This window comes from Legionella quinlivanii (assembly GCF_003265995.1).
GTDB classification, from domain to species: Bacteria; Pseudomonadota; Gammaproteobacteria; order Legionellales; family Legionellaceae; genus Legionella_C; species Legionella_C quinlivanii_A.
Genome location: NZ_MVJN01000001.1, coordinates 432,447 through 450,013, shown reverse-complemented (window position 1 = coordinate 450,013; position 17,567 = coordinate 432,447). Strand labels below are relative to the sequence as shown.

Below are 17,567 nucleotides of genomic sequence, written 5' to 3'. Positions count from 1 at the left end.
TTCAGGAGATCCTTCACTGCGTTCAGGATGACGTTGAGACGGGTTTATCAATAGGGCTCTTGACTAGCTGCCGCCTTCCGGAGGGCTTGCTACTTCTGTCGGTACTGAAGCATTGGTTGAGCCTGTTTCAACGGAGTGAAAACCCTTGTAATTATAAAAGGCGAGGGCGACTACAAGAATAATGACAAGCAGGCTGATAATGCCAATAATTTTATTTCTGTTATCCATAAAAAGCTCCGTAAGTTTGCTTCGCCTGCATTGCTGACTGGCAATTGTGTTCGGTTCTTTTAATAATTATATATCCTGTAGTCTGAGATAGGGCGGGGAATCTCGGTTTTTTTCAAAAAACATACAATTTTTTAAGGATTTGCCAAAAGTGCTGTAGCGACTTTGGATTGATTTTTTTTACCCAGGATTTTACAAATCATATCGCCGGCAGCCACAATTTTATAGATATCAACCCCCGTTTCTATTCCTAATCCGTGCATGAGATAAAGCACATCTTCAGTCGCAACATTTCCGGCGGAACCGCGCGCATAAGGACATCCGCCGAGTCCGGCCACGGAGCTGTCGAAGCGGCTAACCCCTAACTGCAGGGAGGTATAAATATTGGCAACGGCTTGCCCATAGGTATCATGAAAATGCATAGCCAATTGGTGCCGGGGTAATATTTCAAGAATCTCTGAAATCAATCGGTGAGTCTGTTTAGGTGTTCCAACGCCAATTGTATCCCCCAGACAGATTTCGGTTGCTCCAAGCTCAAGCAGCATTCGCATAACGCTGACCACCTGCGCCGGAACGATAGTGCCTTCGTAAGGACAGCCAAGCGCACAGGAAATATAGGCTCTGACCGGCATTTTTCGTTCTTTGGCGATATCCATTACCGGCTCGAACCGACGAATGCTTTCGGTAATTGAACAATTAATATTATATTGATTAAACGCTTCACTGGCGGAAGTAAACAGCGCGATTTCTTTAACTTCGCAACTCAAAGCTTTCTCCATGCCTTTCATGTTAGGCACAAGAGCCGATAAATGAATGTTATCGGATTTGTTAATTGATTTGAAAACCTCTTCGCAGTCTGCGAGCTGTGGTATGGCTTTAGCCGATACAAAGCTGGTTGCTTCGATAAAACGAAGGCCGCTTTCACAGAGTAAATTAATCAGTTCGATTTTGGTTGCGGTAGGCACAAAGACTTGTTCATTCTGCAAGCCGTCACGCGGGCCTACTTCTACTATCGTAACTTGTTGTGGATAGCTCATTTCAGTCTATTCCTATCGTTTCGCCGAAACTGTTTATCAAATGGTTTTCTGTATTTCGCGCAGATGTGCACTTGCATCATGTAAGCTTGAGCAATTCCTCACCTTCATTCACCTGGGAGCCGATGCTGTAATATAATTCCGTTATAACTCCATCTTTGGGAGCGCGGATGCTGTGTTCCATTTTCATGGCTTCCAAAATCAGTAATTGCTCTCCTTTTTTTACCACATCTCCTTCATTTTTTAAAATAGCAACTACGGTGGCGGGCATCGGCGCTGTTAAACGGCCACCCTGATTAGCTGTGTCAGCATGACTTGTTTGCCAGCTAAAGCGTTCAATTTGTACATTAGCTGTTGTATTGTAGATTTCAATCTGACCATCTCTGTCTACAACCCAGGCAGAACGCCGTTGTTGACCATCATTGATTGTTAAACGCTGATTTTGATAGGAGGCAGACAGATTCCAGGTTTTGTCCTGAATATGGGCAATAAATTCCTGGCCATTGACGGCAATAATTTTCACTTCTTTCAGCTGATCCCCTAGTGTGTAGCGGAAAAACCAGAAACCTTTCAAATTCAGCTGCCAGGCAAAATTTTGAAGAAACAATGGATCCTTTTCCTGGTTGATTAATCTTAAATAGTCATAAGCCGCAGAAAATAATAAGCACTCCTGCTCATCAGATTTTTCTATTTCAATGGTTTCACGGCTAAGAAAATCAGTGCCCAAATCCCCCTTGATAAACCGATGATGATTGCAAATGGCCTGCAAGAAGCCGATATTGGTTTTTAAACCGCCCACCGCATAGGATTTAAGAGCTTGCTGCAGACGTTGAATTGCTTCAAGCCTTGTTTCTCCCCAGACGATCAGCTTTGCAATCATCGGATCATAATATTGGCTAATTGTTGAGCCAGTGCTTACGCCTGTATCAATGCGCACACCCTCTCCACAAGGCTCTTTCAAAAAGTTGATTTTCCCAATGGACGGAATAAAGTTCTGTGCCGGATCTTCAGCGTAAATCCGGCATTCAATGGCATGACCTGTCGCCTGAATATTCTCCTGCTTAAGGGGCAGGGGTAAATTAGCAGCAATTTTGATTTGCCAGGCGACTAAGTCAAGTCCAGTGATCATTTCGGTTACGGGATGCTCCACCTGCAGGCGAGTGTTCATTTCCATAAAATAAAACTGATTATCTTCAGCGACTAAAAATTCGACTGTACCGGCGCCACGGTACTGGATGGAACGGGCTACTTCGCAGGCTGCCTCCGCAAGACCCTGTTTAAGTTCTGTATTTAAGCCTGGGGCAGGGGCTTCCTCAATAATTTTCTGATGACGGCGCTGGATGGAACAATCCCGCTCGAAGAGATGAACAACCTCTCCATGCTGATCGGCCATGATTTGTACTTCCACATGACGTGGATTCAAAACCAGCTTTTCAATAATCATGGTATCATCAGCAAAACTTGCTTTGGCTTCACGCCGGGCTCCTGCTAATGCAGAATCAAATTCAGCAAGCTCATGAACTGCCCGCATTCCCTTACCGCCTCCTCCGGCAGCCGCTTTTAGCAGAATGGGGAACCCGATACGGTTTGCTTCTTCCTTAAGACGCTCATCGCTCTGATCGCCGCCGTGGTAACCTGGAGTTAATGGAACAGCGCTTCCCTCCAGTAATTGCTTGGCTAACTGTTTTGAAGCCATTGCTTCAAGCGCTTTAATAGCAGGGCCGATAAAAACAATATCTTCTTTTTCACAGGCTGCTGCAAACTGTGGGTTTTCTGATAAAAAACCATAGCCGGGATGAATAGCCTCTGCCTTCGCTTTTTTTGCGATGTCTATGATCGCATGGATATTTAAATAGCTTGCCAGGGCCGGGGAGTCTCCTACCCAATAGGCTTCATCAGCTTGCCTGACATGTTGGCTCTCTTTATCCGCTGTTGAATAAATGGCAACAGTGGTAATTCCCATGCTTTTTGCCGTGCGAATGATTCGACAGGCAATTTCACCGCGGTTAGCGATAAGAATTTTATTAAACATGAAAATCCTTAGTTCCAGTTAGGGGGTTCTTTATTTAAAAACGCATGCAGGCCGCGCTGTCCTTCCTCAGAAACCCTTTTTGCTGCAATAATGGCGGCTGTCTCTTCAATAAGCTGCTCATCAATGGGTCTTGATGCCACCCGCTCAATCAGCGATTTACAATCAACAATCGCCTGGGGTGCGAGATGGCTGAGTTTGCTGGCATAATCCAGCGCAAATGAATCCAGTAAATAATCATCAATATAATGATGAACCAGATTATATTGTTTTGCTTGTTCCCCATCGAATACTTCCGCACTCATGAACAGCCATTTGGTTAATCGCTCACCAATTGCTTTGATTATGTAGGGGCTAATCACAGCAGGTATAAGGCCTAGCTTAACTTCAGAAAAACAAAAACGCGCGGAATGGCCGGCAATAGCAATATCACAGGCAGCCACTAGTCCGACTCCGCCGCCATAAGCGGCTCCCTGTACCGCGGCGATTGTCGGTTTAGGGCAGGAATACAGAGTATTCATAAGTTTTGCGAGAATCAGGGCATCGGCCAGATTTTCCTCTTGCGTGAACTGAGCCATTCGCTGCATCCACTGCAAATCAGCACCTGCTGAAAAATGGCGGCCATTGGCGCGCAGTAAAATCACAGAAACTGCAGGATCCTGGATTGCTTTCTCCAGACTGGTTTGCATTATTCTTAATAATTCATCATCAAAGGCGTTATTCTTTTCAATTCGATTCAGACTGATTTCAAAAACCTGTCCTTTTAATTCACATTCCAGGTCGCTCATTTTTATCCTTACATTCTGAATATGCCAAAGCGGGTTTGATCAATAGGGGCGTTTAGAGCTGCCGACAAGCTTAAGCCCAGAATACGGCGAGTGTCTGAAGGGGCAATGACGCCGTCATCCCATAGTCTGGCACTTGCATAGTAGGGATTCCCCTGTGCTTCGTATTGCGCCCGTAAACTGGCTTTGAAGGCTTCTTCCTGCTCAGGCGGCCATTCGGTGGCATGTTTACTGTGTTTATCGCGATTGATTTGAGCTAAAACATTCGCAGCCTGATCACCGCCCATGACTGAAATTCGTGCATTAGGCCAGGACCATAAAAAACGCGGATCATAAGCACGGCCGCACATGGCATAATTTCCAGCGCCAAAACTTCCGCCGACAATCACAGTAAATTTGGGCACCTGAGTGGTGGCAACTGCGGTAACCATTTTTGCACCATGCTTGGCAATTCCTGCTGCTTCGTATTTACTACCGACCATAAAGCCAGTGATATTCTGCAGGAATATAAGGGGAATATTACGTTGAGAGCATAACTCGATAAAATGGGTGCCTTTCAAAGCACTTTCACCGAATAAAATTCCATTATTAGCCACAATACCCACCGGATAGCCATATAAATGGGCAAAACCGCATATTAATGTGGTCCCGAACAACGCTTTGAATTCATCAAATTCTGAACCATCCACAATCCGGGCGATGATTTCGCGAATATCAAAAGGTTTACGCAGATCAGTTGGAATAATCCCATTTAACTCGCTGCTATCGTAAAGTGGTTCGATGCTTTCTCTTCGCTTAAGTACGCGCGGTTTTTGCCGGTTCAAATGACTGATAGCGACCCGTGCCAAATGCAGAGCGTGTGCATCGTTATCCGCATAATGATCGGCGACCCCCGATTGCCTGCAATGCACCTCGGCACCTCCCAACTCCTCGGCACTGATTATTTCGCCGGTCGCGGCTTTAACCAGGGGAGGGCCGCCCAGAAAAATAGTGGCCTGATTTTTAACCATAATCGATTCATCCGCCATTGCGGGTACATAAGCACCCCCTGCGGTACAGGAACCCATTACAACCGCTATTTGCGGAATGTTTTTCGCTGAAAGATTGGCCTGATTATAAAAAATACGACCAAAATGATCGCGGTCAGGAAATACTTCATCCTGACGCGGGAGAAAAGCCCCTCCCGAATCCACCAGATAAACACAGGGCAGGTGATTCTTTTCAGCGATTTCCTGGGCGCGCAGATGTTTTTTTACTGTTAAAGGATAATAAGTCCCCCCCTTAACGGTGGCGTCATTAATAACAATCATACATTCAGTTTGATGAATACGCCCAATCCCGGTAATGATGCCGGCGGCGGGAACGTTATCATTATAGACCTGATAGGCGGCAAGCTGTGATAATTCAAGAAAGGGGCTGCCAGGATCAAGCAATTGCTGCAAGCGCTCACGTGGTAACAATTTTCCATGCTCTAAATGGCGCTGTCTTGCCTTTTCATCTCCCCCCAGAGCAATCTGGCGGATTGTATTCTGCAAATTGTCCAGCAGCGATTGCATCGCGGCTGCATTTTCTCTGAAATCCTTGCTTGCAGGGTTAATTTGACTGCTTAACTTTGACATTGATTTACCTTAACGTATCAAAATGTTGCTGAGTACAATGACGAGCCATAAACACCAGGTCAATTCGAGAAAATAAGGCATTGGTCTTCCCTTAATTGGACGATAAATCAAGGCGGGAACCAATGCAATAATAATTGGTATAAAAGTCAGTAGAATAATTTTGCGAATTAGTACACCCACTCCGGTATGAGTGAAAAGAGGGCTAAGTTTTATGTTGATGTAGGTATAAAACAAATCGATATAAAGGATCAGGGTGTGTGCAAATTTGGCGAATACGACAACCAAAATGGTTAGAACCAGATAAATAAGGCTTTGTCTAAGCATAACTCTCCATATAAAACAACAAAAGGGTTTGACAAATAGTCACACATGAAGGCGAATCTGTCATCCTGCGTTCACAGAAGATGACAGATTCTTAAACTGCAGGCTATTACACCAGCTCAATGGCCATTGCTATCCCTTCGCCTCCACCGATGCAAAGCGCTGCAATACCTCGTGATTTTTGCTGTCTTTGCAGAGCATGCAGCAGAGTCACCATCACGCGTGTGCCGGATGCTCCAATTGGATGCCCCAGGGCGCAGGCCCCGCCGTGAATATTAACTTTGGAATCATCAAGTTCCAGTTGCGTGATAGCCGCCATAGCCACTACAGCAAAAGCCTCATTGATTTCAAATAAATCAACATCCTGATGCTGCCATCCTGCTTTGTTCATAACCTTACGGATTGCGTCAACAGGTGCTGTGGTGAACCATTCGGGAGCTTGAGAATGGGTAGCCTGAGCAACAATACGCGCCATTGGTTTGATGCCTAATTTTCGAGCGTGACCGGCGCTTGTGATAATGATGCTTGCTGCTCCATCGGAAATAGAGCTGGAGTTTGCTGCCGTCACTGTTCCATCTGCCTTGAAAGCAGGTTTCAATTGTGAAATCTTGGAAAGTTTGCTTTCATCCGGGCCTTCATCCATGGATACAATGGTATCCCCCTTGCGTCCGGCAATGGTAACGGGCGTAATTTCCGCCAGAAAAGCATTATCTTGTTGAGCTTGCAAGGCGCGAGTTAAAGAGCGTACTGCGAATTCATCCTGCTGGCTTCGGCTGAATTGGAAATGACGAGCAGTCGCTTCAGCAAAACAGCCCATCAATTGTCCACGCTCATAGGCATCTTCCAAACCATCCAGAAACATATGATCTTTCAGTTCGCCATGGCCCAAGCGATAGCCAGAGCGGGCTTTAGCTAATAAGTAAGGGGCATTGCTCATGCTTTCCATACCGCTTGCCAGAACTACATTTGCGGAACCTGCCTTGATCATGTCATGACCCAGCATAATGGATTTCATACCGGAACCGCACATCTTATTAATGGTGGTTGCTCCCGCTGAATGGGGTATGCCTGCCTTAATCGCCGCTTGTCTGGCCGGAGCTTGTCCAATCCCTGCCTGTAACACGCAACCGGAAATGACCTGATCAATTTCTGCAGGATTAATATTGGCTTGTTCCATTGCGGCCTTGTGAGCAATCGCTCCCAGCTCAGGTGCGGTTAAACTGGATAAAGAACCGAGCATTCCTCCCATTGGGGTTCTTTTTGCGGCAATAATGACAACATCATTTTGATCCATTTGAATTTTTCCTTATTCAGTTTCTTTAAAAAGTTCACGACCAATCAACATTCGTCTGACTTCCGAGGTTCCAGCGCCTATTTCATAGAGTTTGGCATCTCGCAGCAGTCGTCCGGTCGGGTATTCATTAATGTAACCATTCCCACCTAAAATCTGAATGGCTTCCAATGCCATTTGTGTTGCTCTCTCTGCGGTGTATAAAATCACTCCGGCTGCATCTTTGCGGCTCACCTGATGTTTGTCACAGGCTGCGGCAACGCTATATACATAAGCCCGGCTTGCGGTAAGCTGGGTATACATGTCAGCCAGTTTGCCCTGAATGAACTGAAATTCACCAATAGGTTTATCAAATTGCTTACGCTCATGAACGTAAGGCAAAACCACATCGAGGCAGGCTTGCATAATACCTACAGGGCCTGCGGAAAGAATGGTGCGTTCATAGTCCAGGCCGCTCATTAATACCTTGGCTCCCTGATTCAGTTCGCCAAGAATATTTTCAGCAGGAACTTCACAATTATTAAAAACCAGTTCGCAGGTGTTGGAGCCGCGCATTCCCAGTTTGTCTAATTTCTGTGCTGTTTTAAATCCTGGGAAGCCTTTTTCAATAATAAATGCAGTGATGCCTTTGCTCCCCGCATCTTTCTCTGTTTTGGCGTAGACAACCAGCACATCGGCATCGGGCCCATTGGTAATCCACATTTTGGTGCCGTTTAAGATAAAATGGTCGCCGGAACGTTTCGCCTGTAATTGCATGCTCATGACATCCGAGCCCGAATTGGCTTCGCTCATGGCTAATGCCCCTACAAACTCGCCGCTTATCAGCCGGGGTAAATACTTTTCTTTTTGTGCCGGACTGGCATTTAAGGATATTTGATTGACGCAAAGATTGGAGTGGGCACCGAAGCTTAGACCGACTGAGGCAGATGCGCGCGAGATCTCTTCCATAGCGATAACATGAGCGAGATAACCCATATCTGCTCCACCATATTCTTCACCGGCGGTGATTCCTAACAGGCCCATTTCTCCTAATTTACGCCACAAAAAATGGGGAAACTTGTTTTCCTCATCAATTTGGGCAGCCAAAGGCGCAATTTCTTTTTGGGCAAATTGGTAAACACTGTCACGTAATAAATCAATTGTTTCGCCTAACTGAAATTGTAAACCAGTATACATGATGACTTTCCTGTAGTAAGGAGCTGTCCTAGCAATAATCACTTAGGTCATGCTCAAGTCAATGAATAAAAAAACAGTGGCTTGTTTTTCCTGTTTGTTTTTTCAGCACTCACATTCATGGAGCAAATGAGCTAGACTATACCCAATCAAGTTTAACTTTCAACCTGATTTTATTTGTTAAACGCATCCTATTGAGATTTTTAGCTTAGCACAGTAAATCATCGCAGCAAAATCCAATGCGTTCAAAAAGAAGAAGAGGTGTGTAAATGAGCAAACTGGTACTTTGGGGACATCATATTGATGATTATCGTGAGATGTTTGATTTGAGTGATAATGATCTGAAATCCAATATACTCGAGTTCGGTTGTGGCCCCAGCGCTTTCAATGCAGAGGTTCAGGCTTATACCAGTTCCTGCGTAAGCTGTGATCCCCTGTTTTCTTTGGATCTCGCCACGTTAAAAACCAAAACTTCCCTGGTATTTGAGGATATGATTGCACGTGTTAAACAGGATCACGACAAATACGATTTTGCTGATTATGGCGGTTTGGATGGTTTGGTTGAAAAAAGACGGCAGGGAATGGAGGCTTTTTTTTCAGACTATGAGAAAGGAAAGCATGACAAGCGTTATCAGGGAATTCAACAGATCCATTTACCTTTTGACAGCTTTCATTTTGATTTGGCCCTGAGCTCCCATTATCTGTTTGCAGGACTGGATAATCAGAGTCTTGATTTTCATATTGAAGTAATTCAGGAGTTGACTCGAGTGGCTAAAGAGCTGAGAGTATTTCCTCTTATTGATCGCTTTGGTACTCCTTCACCGTTACTGGGCCCGGTGTTGTTAGTATTACAGCAGAAAAATTATGGTGTTGAATTACGCACAGTCGCCTATCATCTACAGGAGAAGGGCAATGTAATGCTGCGTATCTATGCGCAGGAATGCGAATTATAAAGTTTGACAGAGCCACCGCAGAAGTGGCTCTGGCTGCTTAATGAGATAATCCATAACCGAACAGATCACAGTCTTCCGGTATATCAATGACACAGTCTGACAAATTCTCTATCAATTCGTCCTCGAATTCCTGCTCTCTTTCTTCAGGGGTAGGAGGGGTATAAATCAATTCATCGAGATTAGCCTCTTGCAGCAATTGGTCACATAACGCCATCCCATCCTTACTTGTCAGTCGAAATTTTGGATTATATTTAGTCAAGCCATAAATCAGAGTGTCCAGAAGGATTTTTGCAGTTTCTGACAAGTTCATTCGAGCGTACAGATCTTTAAATCTTTCTTCACGATTTCGCCGATATAGGCGTTTTGCGTCGCCACTAATGGAAATGAGATCGAGGAGTGTGTCCCCCCATAGCTCGGCGAGACAAAGACCTGCGGAATAATCATCACATTGCGAGGTAATATAACCATGCCTGTACACCTCGGGGGCAAGATAAAGAGGGGTTCCTTTATTTGTTTTACAATACGTCTGAGGATGTTTCAGTTCTTTGGCAAAAGCAAAATCGACCAATGTCGCCTTACCTTTGGACAGATCCAGTAAAATATTAGCAGGCTTAATATCACGATGTCCGTATTTTTTTTGCTGAACTGTATCGACCTGCATTAAAATTGACTTGGTTGCAAGGATCATCTGGCGCAGGGTAGGATTGATCTCACCGATTTTCATCTTATCAATCACACGAGAAAGCGGAATTCCCTTGGCTTTACTCATTACTAAAAAGGCCCATTGATTGCTGAACAATGGCGGTTTGCATTTTATTTCATCACCCAGACTGGCTCTCTGGGCTTCTTTTGTAATTTTTTTCCGGTCATCTTCAGTATAATGAAGTGCTTTAATCACATTTTCATTGTCACCTTCTCTTTTGAGGAACTTGAAGTCCAGACGAGTTTTCACTTTGCCCTCTGAATCATAAACTTTCGCGAAAGTGCCTGAGCCTATTTGATCCGAAAAAATATCAAGGGTGAACTCACCGGGATATTGTTTACTGGGTTTAGCGAGAAAGGCTTTTTTAACCAGAACAGGAACAGTGACCTGGTTTTCGCCTTCAGGAAGCAGGTTGCTATACAATGGAATATAGTGAACCCCCTGCCCAAACAACGGGTCGTTTGTAGAGGCGAGCAATATTCTCATAAAAGGCTTGGACAGCGCGTCCAAATTAGCAGGATCAATCTCAATCATTAACAACTCCTTTTGTCAATTAACTGATTAAACAGATAAGGCTGGCTTCGGTTCGACAAAAATCCAATATGTCAAGGGTTGTACTATCAGGATAATGGCATCTAAATTTTGAACATTAAAAGCCTCTTTTCGCCTACGTGCCGTGCTTTATGCACGGCATCCACATAATTTTGAATAAAGATCGAGACTGGATTCCGCGCATAAAGCGCGGAACGTAGGCATTTCGATTCGGAAATAAGCTTTAGATAAGGCTACCCTGTACTACACTTGAATATCATAGCAATGATTTTTAAATAACAGCAATGGATGAAGCGGTCATGATTTCATGGAAGATGAAAGAATGTTAATCTTGGTAAACTAAAGAAGTTATTAATAGTGCAGCAGACCAGATTAACACCCATTACGGTTTCCTGGTCATTACACTGATTTTAGCATCCAAAGTAGTTACCCTGATTTTCTGAAAGGAGAGGGAATGTACTCACTGATTCGTCCGTTATTGTTTTCTATGGATGCCGAAAAAGCGCATCGCATGACTTTGGCTCTACTTGATTCGCTGCCTGCTTTTTGTTTCAGACAAGCTCCTTCCTTACCTGTTGACGTTTTGGGGATGCGGTTTAATCATCCTGTAGGCTTGGCTGCCGGACTGGATAAAAATGCATCGCATCTTGATGGTTTGGCTAAACTGGGGTTTTCATTTGTCGAAGTAGGAACGGTTACACCGCGTCCGCAGGCAGGAATGCCAAAGCCGCGTCTTTTTCGTTTGCCCAATGCAGAGGCACTGATAAACCGCATGGGGTTTAATAATCGGGGAGTCGACGTATTAGTTAATAATATTCAGAAATCCTCTTACAGAGGGATCCTGGGTATCAATATTGGCAAAAATAAAGATACTCCAATGGATAAAGCGGTTAATGATTATCTGTTTTGCCTGAAAAGAATTTACACCTGCGCATCCTATATTACGATTAATATTTCTTCACCCAATACTCCTGATTTGCGCCTTTTCCATCAGGAAATGCTGCTTACTCAATTACTGACCAGTATTGTGGATGAGCAAAAAAGATTGTCCGATCAGCATCAGCGCTTTGTACCTCTGGTGATCAAACTGTCTCCGGATGAAAGCGATGAAGAGTTAAAGATTGTTGCCAATGTTGCCGCACAATGCGGGATATCCGGAATTATCGCAACAAACACCACCTGTACCCGGGTGGGTGTGGAGAATCTTCCGGAAAGCAAAGAGATGGGGGGGCTTAGCGGAAAACCGTTACAGGAGCGCTCAACACAATGCATTCGCGTTCTTAAAGAAGCCATTGGCAACCAGTTGATCATCATTGGCGCTGGCGGCATTCAATCTGTGGAAGCCGCTAAGGAAAAGCTCATTGCCGGGGCCTCTCTGCTACAAGTTTACACCGGATTAATTTACAAAGGCCCTCAATTGATCTCTCAATTAGTTAAAGGATTAAAAAAAGATCAAAAGTAATAGGGCGGCTTTTGGATACTCTTCTGCAGGTAAATTTGGTACTTCTTGCAAATGGCGTTACAATTTGCCCTTGTTTAAAGCTATTCAGTTTTATTTATGACCGAAAAATTGACCACTAGCACCAGTTCCCTTTACCGTCGCCTAATGAAAGACGTTAAACCATTCTGGCTAGTATTGTTACTTGGAATTGCCGCCAATATTATCTATTCGCTGGTTGACGCGGGCCTCACATACATGCTGCGTCCCTTTCTTGACAAAGGATTCATTGATATTGATATGAGTTTTGTTAAGAAGATTCCGCTGATTATTTTAGTCGGTATTACTGTACGTGGTCTGATGAGCTCTTTGGGCAGTTATTGCATGACCTGGGTAGCGCGCTCGGTAGTTAAGGCTTTACGGCAGAAAGTCTTTTCCCATATATTAAGGTTGCCTGCTGATTATTATGATGAAGCCACCTCCGGCCAGCTTTTATCAAAGATATTATATGACGTGGAGCAAGTAGCTCAGGTCAGCGCGGACGCCCTGACTGACTTTGTTCAGAATACCTGTCTGGTTATTGGTTTGCTGGCGGTGATGATGATTATCTGCTGGCAACTCTCACTGATGTTTTTACTGACGATTCCTTTCGTTGGCATAATTGTTAATTTTACCAATAAGCGGGTTCGCCGAATCAGCCATAAGTTACAGAAAACGATGGGCCTGGTTACAGAAATTGCCGCTGAGGCAATTGATGGCTATGGCGTGGTACGCATTTTTGGCGGTGAAGACTATGAAACCAGAAAGTTTAATCGGGCAACGGAGCTCTCTCGTCAAAATGATATGAAGGTTGCTGTTACTAAAGCAATCAATGTTTTTGGCGTCCAGTTTGTTATTGCCGTTGGAATTGCATTGATTATTCTGGCTGCCATTCAGCTGACTACCGTAATCACTATTTCTGCCGGGTCCTTCCTGGCAATTATTGCGGCCATGCTGCAACTGATAAAACCCATGAAAACCTTGACGACATTAAATGCCACTATTCAGCGGGGTCTCGCGGGTGCTGAAAGTGTGTTCTCCTTGCTGGACAAGCCAATTGAATCGGATAAGGGTAAAACCTTATGCGCAGGAGCCAAGGGAAATATCGTTTTTGACAGGGTAAGTTATGCCTATCGTCAGGGTTCTCCTGTATTGCATGAAATCAGTTTTACAATCAATGCGGGGGAGACCGTGGCTCTGGTAGGTCATTCCGGGAGTGGTAAATCGACTATTGCCAGTTTGCTGCCGCGTTTTTATGAAGTGAACCAGGGGCAAATTCTGCTGGATGGTGTGCCATTGAAAGACATTAGTCTCGCCAGTCTCAGAAAACAGATTGCCCTGGTAAGTCAACAGGTTACCTTGTTTAATGACAGCCTTGCGAATAATATAGCTTATGGCTGTTTTGAGGCAACTGAGGCGCAAATTATTGAGGCTGCAAAAAAAGCCTATGCCGATGAATTTATTCGTTTATTGCCTGAAGGCTATAATACTCGGGTCGGTGAAAACGGTATCCTCTTATCGGGCGGCCAACGACAGCGTCTTGCTATCGCTCGAGCCATTTTGAAAGACGCCCCTGTTCTGATTCTTGACGAGGCGACCTCCGCATTGGATAGTGAATCGGAAAGGGCTATTCAGGCAGCCTTAAATGAGGTGGTGAAGAATAGAACCACATTAATTATTGCTCATCGTTTATCAACCATACAACGGGCGCACAAGATTATTGTGATGCATCAGGGAAGAATAGTAGAGCAGGGTACTCATCAGCAGCTTTTGGCAAAAGATGGCCATTATGCACAGCTTTATAATGCTCAGGGGCTTGGTGTAACCCATGAAGAGGAAATGCTAGTTTGATACAGTCCTGCCTGGAAAAAATGTGGTATGGTTCAAGACGATTCGGCTGGTTAATCTGGCCGTTCTCGCTTTTTTATCAGCTTGCGAGCATGTTGCAGCGACTCTATCTGCGGACATTTAAACAACAGCAGTTTGAAGTGCCTGTGATTGTAGTCGGTAATCTAAGCGTTGGCGGGGTCGGTAAAACGCCTTTGGTAGTAGCGCTGGTGAACGAATTCCAGAGCAAAGGATTGCGGGTAGGGGTAGTCAGTCGTGGTTATGGCGCATCAATAACTAGTTTTCCTCATGAGGTTTCATCAGCTGACACAGCAGTTGAGGTCGGTGACGAACCCTTACTGCTCGCTTGTAAATTATCCTGCCCGGTAGTTATTGCACCAAAACGGGTTGAGGCCATTCGCTATTTGCTGGAAAAATTCCAAACGGAAATTATTATCAGTGACGATGGCTTGCAGCATTATCGCATGGGAAGGGCAATTGAAATTGTAGTCATTGATGGTGTGAGGGGGCTTGGAAACGGTTTTTGTCTTCCGGCCGGTCCTTTGCGCGAAAGACCGTCTCGGCTTAAAACCGCTGATCTGGTGGTCGTTAATGGCGGTCATTGGCAGGAAGCGCACACGATGAGCATACACCCGGGAGCTATACAGCATCTGGCAAGCGGGCATACCATTAATGCGGAATCTCTGGAAATGCCTGTAGCTGCTGTGGCGGGTATTGGACATCCGGCCCGCTTTTTTACTACTCTTAAAGAAGAGGGAATCATTTGCCGGCAATATCCTTTTCCAGATCACTTCCAGTACAATGCAAGCGATCTTTGTTTTTCGGAAAAAAACGTCATCATGACGGAAAAAGATGCGGTTAAGTGTAAATCGTTTGCTGCGGATAATTGGTATTTTTTACCGGTAGAAGCCAGATTAGCTCCCTCATTCTGGCAGGCTTTGTGGTCGAATCAACATTTGAAAGGTTATCAGAGATGAAGCGAGCTTCTTTATACATCCTGGGATTTTATCTGGCTTTAACCGGTCTTATTTATGCGGATACACAACCGGCTGAGGTAAAGAGCGGCTCCAATGCGGAATTAATCGCGACTGCTGAAGTGCCTGTCAGCAAACCGGTTCCCTCTCTTGATGCTTTACAGGCCAATTGGACTTTTACCGGCATTGTGGTTAATGAGAATGACGAGCGATATCAATATTACCTGGAAATACAGCGTAACGATAAAGATCTGCATGCTTTTGCAACATTGATCAATGGTACAACCAGGGAAGTAGTGCTTTATGAGGAAAGTGATGGCCAGGTCGATGTGGCTGATAAAGCTTCACTGAAAGCCGGCAGAATTTTTCTCCATTATTATCCCATTAACGACAGCTGGATTTTTGGTGTAAAAAGCAAGGAAAATAAAGGATTTAATTTTAAAGTGGATATGCTGGGTTTAGCCGAGACTTCTTCAGCAAAGCAGCAAAAACTTCAAAGCGGGGTGGAATTGCAGATTAGTCAAACTGGTCATTTGAACGGTCATTTACAAACAGGAAGCGGTAGCAAGGAAGAGTTTGTGACTGCGTCCAAAGCCTGGTTTCGGCAAGTCTGGGCTGATTCTTCAGAGGCAAGCAAACCTTTGTTCATGGGGGTTTTGTGCCAGTTTAACGATGGAAGCGCCTTTTACTCAGTTAACATGAAAGAGCCTGATGCGATGAAGGCAGCTGTGGCTGGCTGGCGAAATGATCAGGGAGAAGCGGTTAATATGACACAATCGGTGATAGTTAAAGAGGAAAAGCAAGGCAGCTGGCAAATTCAAATCTCATCTCCGAAAGTGAAGCTCTCTCTGGAGGATATGCTATTCGATAAAACTGTCAATCACCGTATAATCCTGGGCCTAACCAATGGGATGCGTCCGGGGTTTTGTGCGATTAGTAAAAATGACTTGAGTCAGGTCAGTGTCGATAAGACAGTGAGCTGACAGCGATTCGACTATCTATTTCGCTTTTTTCTCCGGCAAAAAATAAACCAGACAGCTCGCAACTAATAAATTCACTGGCAAAACGGCTAGGGCAATCTGATAAGCCTGAAGATTATAGTGATGTTCAGGACCGCCATACAAGTCTAGAAGAAACCCGGTAAGCAGCTGGAAAATCGGGGCCGTGAGCATGGCCAGTGTATTTGTAAATCCTGTGCTGGTTGACAGTGCCCCCTGGGGCGAAATTTCATTGGAGATCGTATAGGAAAGCATATAAGAACCACAGCTAATCCCGGTCATAAAAAACAAAACGCTCATCAACACCGGATCGTTATAAGGGAAATAAAGCGTTACATAAAGCAAGATAGCCGTCAGAGTGCAAGAAACGAACATCAGCGGTTTTCTTTGTTTTAAACAGGCATTCAAATATCCAAAAAGCGGGCAACTGATGGCTGCTCCTAAAAACAGCATGGAATCGATGACGCTGGCTTCTTTCAGACTGCATCCCAGTTTAGCCTGAATAAAGGGAATGGCCCACATTGCGCCAAAGACTGTGATTACCGTAAAGCCGAGGCCGGCGAAACAGCCGTTAGCCCACTGGGTTTTACAACGAATGATAATGTTCAGTGAATCAGCAATTGAATAATTGCCTGGTTGTACAGAGGTGGTGGCTGGGATAAAAAGCCAGGCAAAAAAAGCGATCAGACAGCCCACCAGGGCAGCTGAATTGATGAATTCACGCCATCCGAAGTAGCTGACTAATATCCCCAGCCCGATAATACCGAACATAGTGGCGACAAATCCCAGGGTTTCTGATAAGCCAATTAAAAAGCCAAACTGCCGCAATGAAAAATGCTGGCGCAAGAGATGTGACAAACCCACAAAGGCAAAAGCCGAGCCCATTCCAATAATGATCCGACCAAAAAATAGCAGATAAATATTCATTGAGTTGGCAAAAATAAAGCAACCGATACTGCATATCAAGGCGGTGGTGGTCAGAATGGTTTGCGTATTTCTGCGATCAAACAGCATCCCGGCAGGAATTTGCAGGCTGGTGTAAATGTAATAGAAAGCACTGCTTAGCAAGCTTGCGGTAAATGCGGAGATCAGCGTTTCCTGCATAATCGCACCTATGATGACGCCAGATGACAATTGCAGAAAAAATTGAAACAATACAAAGGAGACTCCTACCAGCCAAATGAGAAAGCGAGGGGAGTGTAGACTAGTTAATGACTTCATTCGTTATTATATTTATTAGAATTTCTGAATTGGTTAGCTTTTATCCATTGGTTTATTTTTGGATAAAAACGTAAATTTTGACACAGCTTTAAAAAAAAGGCGAGAAAAAGTCGGAATTTTTGCGAGTATTTATTAAAGTGTGTCATTCTAACGGGATTGACGTGTATTAAAATTCTCTCCTTTCAAGGGCTCTTAGGGAGAAGGATTTGAATCAACCCTCACCTTGGCCCTCTCCCAGCATGGGAGAGGGGATTTTCTCATAAGGAATCTTTGTAAAGTCCTCTCTCCCCTCAGGGGAGAGAGTTAGAGAGAGGGGCTTATCTTTACAGGCTTGCACCATGTCTATTTAGTGGTGTTTAAATAA

General features: G+C 44.6%; 15 protein-coding genes. 5 read left to right on the top strand and 10 right to left on the bottom strand.

Annotation, left to right across the window (positions count from 1 at the left end):
- Nucleotides 1-63: 63 nt before the first annotated feature.
- The 8 genes from B1207_RS15890 to B1207_RS01810 all read right to left on the bottom strand — a co-directional run bounded on the left by B1207_RS15890 (nucleotide 64) and on the right by B1207_RS01810 (nucleotide 8,480).
- Nucleotides 64-228 carry a hypothetical protein gene (locus tag B1207_RS15890; protein WP_165483048.1) on the bottom strand — a complete coding sequence of 55 codons (165 nt, stop codon included), beginning with the start codon at nucleotides 226-228 and terminating at the stop codon, nucleotides 64-66.
- Nucleotides 229-359: 131 nt separating this feature from the next.
- Nucleotides 360-1,262, bottom strand: a complete 903-nt coding sequence (locus B1207_RS01840; RefSeq protein WP_112218282.1) for a hydroxymethylglutaryl-CoA lyase — start codon at nucleotides 1,260-1,262, stop codon at nucleotides 360-362.
- Nucleotides 1,263-1,338: 76 nt separating this feature from the next.
- Entirely contained in the window at nucleotides 1,339-3,291 is a 1,953-nt protein-coding gene (locus tag B1207_RS01835; RefSeq protein ID WP_112218281.1) for an acetyl/propionyl/methylcrotonyl-CoA carboxylase subunit alpha, read from the bottom strand.
- Nucleotides 3,292-3,299: 8 nt separating this feature from the next.
- Nucleotides 3,300-4,076 carry an enoyl-CoA hydratase-related protein gene (locus B1207_RS01830; protein ID WP_112218280.1) on the bottom strand — a complete coding sequence of 259 codons (777 nt, stop codon included), beginning with the start codon at nucleotides 4,074-4,076 and terminating at the stop codon, nucleotides 3,300-3,302.
- A gap of 8 nt (nucleotides 4,077-4,084) precedes the next feature.
- On the bottom strand, nucleotides 4,085-5,692 hold the full coding sequence (locus B1207_RS01825; RefSeq protein ID WP_112218279.1) for a carboxyl transferase domain-containing protein: 1,608 nt from the start codon (nucleotides 5,690-5,692) through the stop codon (nucleotides 4,085-4,087).
- 9 nt (nucleotides 5,693-5,701) lie between these two features.
- On the bottom strand, nucleotides 5,702-6,016 hold the full coding sequence (locus B1207_RS01820) for a hypothetical protein (protein WP_112218278.1): 315 nt from the start codon (nucleotides 6,014-6,016) through the stop codon (nucleotides 5,702-5,704).
- A 106-nt stretch (nucleotides 6,017-6,122) separates the two neighbouring features.
- A complete protein-coding gene (locus tag B1207_RS01815) occupies nucleotides 6,123-7,307 on the bottom strand; it encodes a thiolase family protein (protein ID WP_112218277.1) in 1,185 nt (394 codons plus the stop codon).
- A 12-nt stretch (nucleotides 7,308-7,319) separates the two neighbouring features.
- Nucleotides 7,320-8,480 carry an isovaleryl-CoA dehydrogenase gene (locus tag B1207_RS01810; RefSeq protein WP_112218276.1) on the bottom strand — a complete coding sequence of 387 codons (1,161 nt, stop codon included), beginning with the start codon at nucleotides 8,478-8,480 and terminating at the stop codon, nucleotides 7,320-7,322.
- Between the two features lie 266 nt (nucleotides 8,481-8,746).
- Between B1207_RS01810 and B1207_RS01805 the strand changes: the two genes are divergently transcribed.
- Nucleotides 8,747-9,430 (top strand): hypothetical protein, encoded by a 684-nt coding sequence (locus B1207_RS01805; protein ID WP_112218275.1) that lies wholly within the window; start codon nucleotides 8,747-8,749, stop codon nucleotides 9,428-9,430.
- Between the two features lie 37 nt (nucleotides 9,431-9,467).
- Here B1207_RS01805 and B1207_RS01800 read toward each other — a convergent pair whose 3' ends face one another.
- Nucleotides 9,468-10,667 carry a protein kinase domain-containing protein gene (locus B1207_RS01800; protein ID WP_112218274.1) on the bottom strand — a complete coding sequence of 400 codons (1,200 nt, stop codon included), beginning with the start codon at nucleotides 10,665-10,667 and terminating at the stop codon, nucleotides 9,468-9,470.
- A gap of 472 nt (nucleotides 10,668-11,139) precedes the next feature.
- Here B1207_RS01800 and B1207_RS01795 point away from each other — a divergent pair, with 472 nt between their 5' ends.
- The 4 genes from B1207_RS01795 to B1207_RS01780 all read left to right on the top strand — a co-directional run bounded on the left by B1207_RS01795 (nucleotide 11,140) and on the right by B1207_RS01780 (nucleotide 15,967).
- Nucleotides 11,140-12,147, top strand: coding sequence for a quinone-dependent dihydroorotate dehydrogenase (locus tag B1207_RS01795; RefSeq protein ID WP_112218273.1), 1,008 nt, complete (start codon nucleotides 11,140-11,142; stop codon nucleotides 12,145-12,147).
- 96 nt (nucleotides 12,148-12,243) lie between these two features.
- Complete coding sequence (gene msbA, locus B1207_RS01790) at nucleotides 12,244-14,013, top strand: lipid A export permease/ATP-binding protein MsbA (protein WP_112218272.1); 1,770 nt, start codon at nucleotides 12,244-12,246, stop codon at nucleotides 14,011-14,013.
- A gap of 20 nt (nucleotides 14,014-14,033) precedes the next feature.
- Nucleotides 14,034-14,987, top strand: a complete 954-nt coding sequence (gene lpxK / locus B1207_RS01785) for a tetraacyldisaccharide 4'-kinase (protein WP_437178494.1) — start codon at nucleotides 14,034-14,036, stop codon at nucleotides 14,985-14,987.
- Nucleotides 14,984-15,967 carry a hypothetical protein gene (locus B1207_RS01780; RefSeq protein WP_112218271.1) on the top strand — a complete coding sequence of 328 codons (984 nt, stop codon included), beginning with the start codon at nucleotides 14,984-14,986 and terminating at the stop codon, nucleotides 15,965-15,967. Before lpxK ends, B1207_RS01780 begins: the two co-directional genes overlap by 4 nt.
- 15 nt (nucleotides 15,968-15,982) lie before the next feature.
- Here the strand turns inward: B1207_RS01780 and B1207_RS01775 are convergent, their stop codons facing one another.
- A complete protein-coding gene (locus B1207_RS01775; protein WP_112218270.1) occupies nucleotides 15,983-17,203 on the bottom strand; it encodes an MFS transporter in 1,221 nt (406 codons plus the stop codon).
- Nucleotides 17,204-17,567: the final 364 nt, after the last annotated feature.

Coding starts and splice junctions, on each gene's coding strand:
- B1207_RS01780 (WP_112218271.1), top strand. CDS start 14,984: ATGAAGCGAGCTTCTTTATACATCCTGGGATTTTATCTGGCTTTAACC.
- B1207_RS01800 (WP_112218274.1), bottom strand. CDS start 10,667: ATGATTGAGATTGATCCTGCTAATTTGGACGCGCTGTCCAAGCCTTTT.
- B1207_RS01775 (WP_112218270.1), bottom strand. CDS start 17,203: ATGAAGTCATTAACTAGTCTACACTCCCCTCGCTTTCTCATTTGGCTG.
- B1207_RS01805 (WP_112218275.1), top strand. CDS start 8,747: ATGAGCAAACTGGTACTTTGGGGACATCATATTGATGATTATCGTGAG.
- B1207_RS01810 (WP_112218276.1), bottom strand. CDS start 8,480: ATGTATACTGGTTTACAATTTCAGTTAGGCGAAACAATTGATTTATTA.
- B1207_RS01835 (WP_112218281.1), bottom strand. CDS start 3,291: ATGTTTAATAAAATTCTTATCGCTAACCGCGGTGAAATTGCCTGTCGA.
- B1207_RS01815 (WP_112218277.1), bottom strand. CDS start 7,307: ATGGATCAAAATGATGTTGTCATTATTGCCGCAAAAAGAACCCCAATG.
- B1207_RS01840 (WP_112218282.1), bottom strand. CDS start 1,262: ATGAGCTATCCACAACAAGTTACGATAGTAGAAGTAGGCCCGCGTGAC.
- B1207_RS15890 (WP_165483048.1), bottom strand. CDS start 228: ATGGATAACAGAAATAAAATTATTGGCATTATCAGCCTGCTTGTCATT.
- B1207_RS01795 (WP_112218273.1), top strand. CDS start 11,140: ATGTACTCACTGATTCGTCCGTTATTGTTTTCTATGGATGCCGAAAAA.
- B1207_RS01825 (WP_112218279.1), bottom strand. CDS start 5,692: ATGTCAAAGTTAAGCAGTCAAATTAACCCTGCAAGCAAGGATTTCAGA.
- B1207_RS01830 (WP_112218280.1), bottom strand. CDS start 4,076: ATGAGCGACCTGGAATGTGAATTAAAAGGACAGGTTTTTGAAATCAGT.
- lpxK (WP_437178494.1), top strand. CDS start 14,034: ATGTGGTATGGTTCAAGACGATTCGGCTGGTTAATCTGGCCGTTCTCG.
- B1207_RS01820 (WP_112218278.1), bottom strand. CDS start 6,016: ATGCTTAGACAAAGCCTTATTTATCTGGTTCTAACCATTTTGGTTGTC.
- msbA (WP_112218272.1), top strand. CDS start 12,244: ATGACCGAAAAATTGACCACTAGCACCAGTTCCCTTTACCGTCGCCTA.